A 3,190-nucleotide genomic window follows, 5' to 3' on the forward strand; every position below is an offset into this window, starting at 1 on the left:
GGAGGGTGAGCGGGTGCGAGTATTTGCGAAGATCGCCGCTGGTGCGTTGTTGTTGGCCGTGTGCGCGTGTAGCCGAGACAATTATACCGCAGACTTAGCTTTTACAGGAAGTTTGGAAGACGTTCGCGCTTTGATAGAAGACGGTTATTTTTACAAGGAACATACCTACACAATTTATCTGGGTCCCGATGAGTTTGACGTTGGTGGTCTTTCAAACGGCTCCGGTTTCACTCTTCCGGTTGAATGGCAATTTGAGCTAGAAAGTTGCAGGGCGTTGATGGAAAGCATTGCAACGCGGCGGTCGGAACTTTATCTCGTTCAAGGGCAACCACTTGAAGATGGCGGTCCTTTTTTTGTTTGGTTCCTTGCAGAGATAATCGACGCCGACACTCTGCAAACCTGTGGTGAAGCTCGAAAGGGCTTCCACGCGCTGGGGCGTTGGAATCGCGTTGATCTTTAAGTCTAATTTGGAAATCGTCCAGTTCGTCGGGGGCGGCTAGGGCTCGTCGTTCTTCTTTCCGCCCGAGGCGGCAAAGACCACAATCAGGGTGAAACAGACTATGCCGCCGGTGACCAGCGGCAGGCTCTCTTCAAGCGGCGTGCCGTTGAAGGTGCGCCAGGCCGCATACCCCCAGCTGAGAAGCCCGACGATAGCCAGAACGAGGCTGGCACCTTTTCTGGCCGGATGCATGGCGTCCCCCGGAAAATCGAAACCTATTTGCAGGCTGATGATCGGCTGCTGCCACCGCCTGCCAGCAACAGGGTGATCAGCAAAACCGCGCCTGTCGAGGCCAAAACAGGGATGGCGGCTACAAATCCGCTGGTAGCGACAAAGAAGCCTGCAAGGGCAGCATTCGCGGCCACAATGCCCAGCGTGACGGCGAGAAGGGCCTTTTTCGAAGCGGTCATGGGTCTGTCTCCTGTCCAATCTGAAATCACGGGCCTGACCTGACGATCAACCTCTCACAGGAGAGTGCGGCAGTAAAATGAATTGTTATACATATACAACAGTCATGGGAGGCTTCCTTGTGCCGTGCAGCGTGCCGGGACGTGACGGACGCACAAACCCGCGTTAGAACGCGCCCATGTCAGAAAAAACCTCCCCCGACACCGTTTCCGCCCTGCCTGAAGACCGTCCTTTCACGGTCGCCGGGCGTACGTTCAACTCCCGCCTGATCATCGGTACAGGCAAGTACAAGAGCTACGCCCAGAACGCCGAGGCACTGGCGGCATCGGGCGCCGAGATCATCACCGTGGCGCTGCGCCGGGTGAACCTGTCGGATCCGTCCCAGCCGCGCCTTGTCGATCATATCGACCCGGAGAAGGTGGTTTTCCTGCCCAACACGGCCGGGTGCTTTACTGGCGAGGACGCGGTGCGCACGCTGCGCCTGGCGCGCGAGGCGGGTGGCTGGAACCTTGTAAAGCTGGAAGTCCTCTCTGACCCGAAGCATCTCTATCCGGACATGGAGGAGACGCTGCGCGCCACGAAGATGCTGATCGCCGATGGCTTTGACGTGATGGTTTATTGCTCTGATGACCCGGTCTATGCGCGCAAGCTGGAAGATGCCGGCGCGTGCGCGATCATGCCGCTCGGCGCGCCCATCGGCTCCGGGCTCGGCATCCAGAACCCGGTCAATATCCGCCTCATCATCGAGGCGGCCAAGGTGCCGGTGATCGTCGATGCGGGCGTGGGAACGGCCTCTGACGCAGCCATCGCCATGGAGCTTGGCTGCGACGGCGTGCTGATGAACACCGCCATTGCCGAAGCCAAAGACCCGGTGCGCATGGCAAGAGCCATGAAGCACGCGGTCATCGCGGGCCGCGAATCCTATCTTGCAGGCCGCATGGCGAAAAAACGCTATGCTGATCCGTCCAGCCCGCTCGCAGGGCTGATTTAGGCTTCTCACAGAGCCATCCATTTTCTCGTCATTCCCGCGCAGGCGGGGGAGGGCCACTCCCGGTGTCTCCCCCCGTTCACGGGGGGAGTGGCCCGGAGGGCCGAGGGGGGTAGTCCAAAACAAGCTCCCCCCTCCGTCTGGCAAGCCAGACACCTCACCCGTAAACGGGGGAGGACACCTCGTTGCCGAAATGGGTTCCGGGTCTCGCTACGCTCGCCCGGAATGACGAGGCGGGTGGCCATACCCTTGACTTGTTCCACTAATGTTCCGATGCTCCAAAGGTGCCGGAACAAGGAAAACCGCCATGATGGAGCCCCGCCTGTCCCTTATCACGCTGGGCGTTGCCGATCTTGCCCGCTCCAAGGCGTTCTACGAGGCCATGGGGTTCACGGCCGCCTTTGAGAACGACAAAATCGTTTTCCTGCCCATGGGCGGCATGGTTCTGGCGCTCTTTGGCGGGCATGATCTTGATGCCGACATGGCGCGTGCCAATACCGGCACAGGCCAAATCGCACTCGCCCACAACACGCGCAGCGAGGCCGAGGTGGACGCCATCATCGACCACGCCGTCGCCCATGGCGGCAGCCTGCTGAAGGCCGCTCACAAGGCCGATTGGGGCGGATATTCGGGCTATTTTGCCGACCCGGACGGCCATGCCTGGGAAGTAGCTTTCAATCCCTACTGGACGATCGACCCGGAAGGCCGGATCAATATGGGGTCCTGATAGGTCAGGAAAGCTGAAATGAGGGATGGGCGCTGATGGCTGATGCAGGACAGGTAAAGCGCACGCCACTGCCCCTCATACTCGCGTTGGCGACGGGTGCCTGGACGCTGGGCGTGATGGTTGCCGGGCAGGCTGGCTATCCCGGCTATGATCAGGCCGGGCAGTTCATCAGCGAACTGGGCGCGGTGGGCGCTCCCACCCATCCCTGGGCCGGGCTGGCCGGTTTCATCCCCATTGGCATCCTGCAATGCCTCTTCTGCCTGACTGCGGCTCTGGCGGCGCCAAGGTCCGCAGTTGCCGCGCTGGGCTTTGTGCTGCTGGCAGGCTATGGCGCCGGCGCGATAGCCGGAGGCATTTTCCCGTGCGATGCGGGCAGCAACTGCATGCCTGCCGAACCGAGCCTCTCACAGCTTCTGCACAATGCCCTTGGCGGCGGCGGGTATCTGGCCGGTATCGCGGGTCTCGCCGTTCTGGGCGCGGCTGCCCTTCGCTGGCCGGGCGGCAGATGGCTGGGCCTTGCCGGTTTCGCCGCCTGCGCGGTGGCGCTCGCCGCCCTTCTGGCAATCGA

At 61.2% G+C, this 3,190-nt stretch carries 6 protein-coding genes; 4 read left to right on the forward strand and 2 right to left on the reverse strand.

Going from position 1 to position 3,190, the window contains the following annotated elements:
• A partial coding sequence (locus ACTS2Z_RS07965) for a hypothetical protein (RefSeq protein WP_442572681.1) occupies nt 1-460 on the forward strand: 460 nt, incomplete at its 5' end.
• Nucleotides 461-496: 36 nt separating this feature from the next.
• Here ACTS2Z_RS07965 and ACTS2Z_RS07970 read toward each other — a convergent pair.
• A complete protein-coding gene (locus ACTS2Z_RS07970) occupies nt 497-691 on the reverse strand; it encodes a hypothetical protein (RefSeq protein WP_442572682.1) in 195 nt (64 codons plus the stop codon).
• A gap of 23 nt (nt 692-714) precedes the next feature.
• On the reverse strand, nt 715-909 hold the full coding sequence (locus ACTS2Z_RS07975) for a hypothetical protein (protein WP_442572683.1): 195 nt from the start codon (nt 907-909) through the stop codon (nt 715-717).
• Between the two features lie 176 nt (nt 910-1,085).
• On the opposite strand from ACTS2Z_RS07975, the gene ACTS2Z_RS07980 reads away from it, so the two are divergent.
• The 3 genes from ACTS2Z_RS07980 to ACTS2Z_RS07990 form a co-directional block, all read left to right on the forward strand.
• Nucleotides 1,086-1,898, forward strand: a complete 813-nt coding sequence (locus tag ACTS2Z_RS07980) for a thiazole synthase (protein WP_442572684.1) — start codon at nt 1,086-1,088, stop codon at nt 1,896-1,898.
• A gap of 304 nt (nt 1,899-2,202) precedes the next feature.
• On the forward strand, nt 2,203-2,622 hold the full coding sequence (locus ACTS2Z_RS07985) for a VOC family protein (RefSeq protein ID WP_442572685.1): 420 nt from the start codon (nt 2,203-2,205) through the stop codon (nt 2,620-2,622).
• 35 nt (nt 2,623-2,657) lie between these two features.
• The coding region (locus ACTS2Z_RS07990; RefSeq protein WP_442572686.1) for a DUF998 domain-containing protein at nt 2,658-3,190 on the forward strand (533 nt) is incomplete at its 3' end.

This window comes from Glycocaulis sp., from assembly GCF_052168375.1.
Taxonomy (GTDB): Bacteria; Pseudomonadota; Alphaproteobacteria; order Caulobacterales; family Maricaulaceae; genus Glycocaulis.

Coding starts and splice junctions, on each gene's coding strand:
- ACTS2Z_RS07970 (WP_442572682.1), bottom strand. CDS start 691: ATGCATCCGGCCAGAAAAGGTGCCAGCCTCGTTCTGGCTATCGTCGGG.
- ACTS2Z_RS07975 (WP_442572683.1), bottom strand. CDS start 909: ATGACCGCTTCGAAAAAGGCCCTTCTCGCCGTCACGCTGGGCATTGTG.
- ACTS2Z_RS07980 (WP_442572684.1), top strand. CDS start 1,086: ATGTCAGAAAAAACCTCCCCCGACACCGTTTCCGCCCTGCCTGAAGAC.
- ACTS2Z_RS07985 (WP_442572685.1), top strand. CDS start 2,203: ATGATGGAGCCCCGCCTGTCCCTTATCACGCTGGGCGTTGCCGATCTT.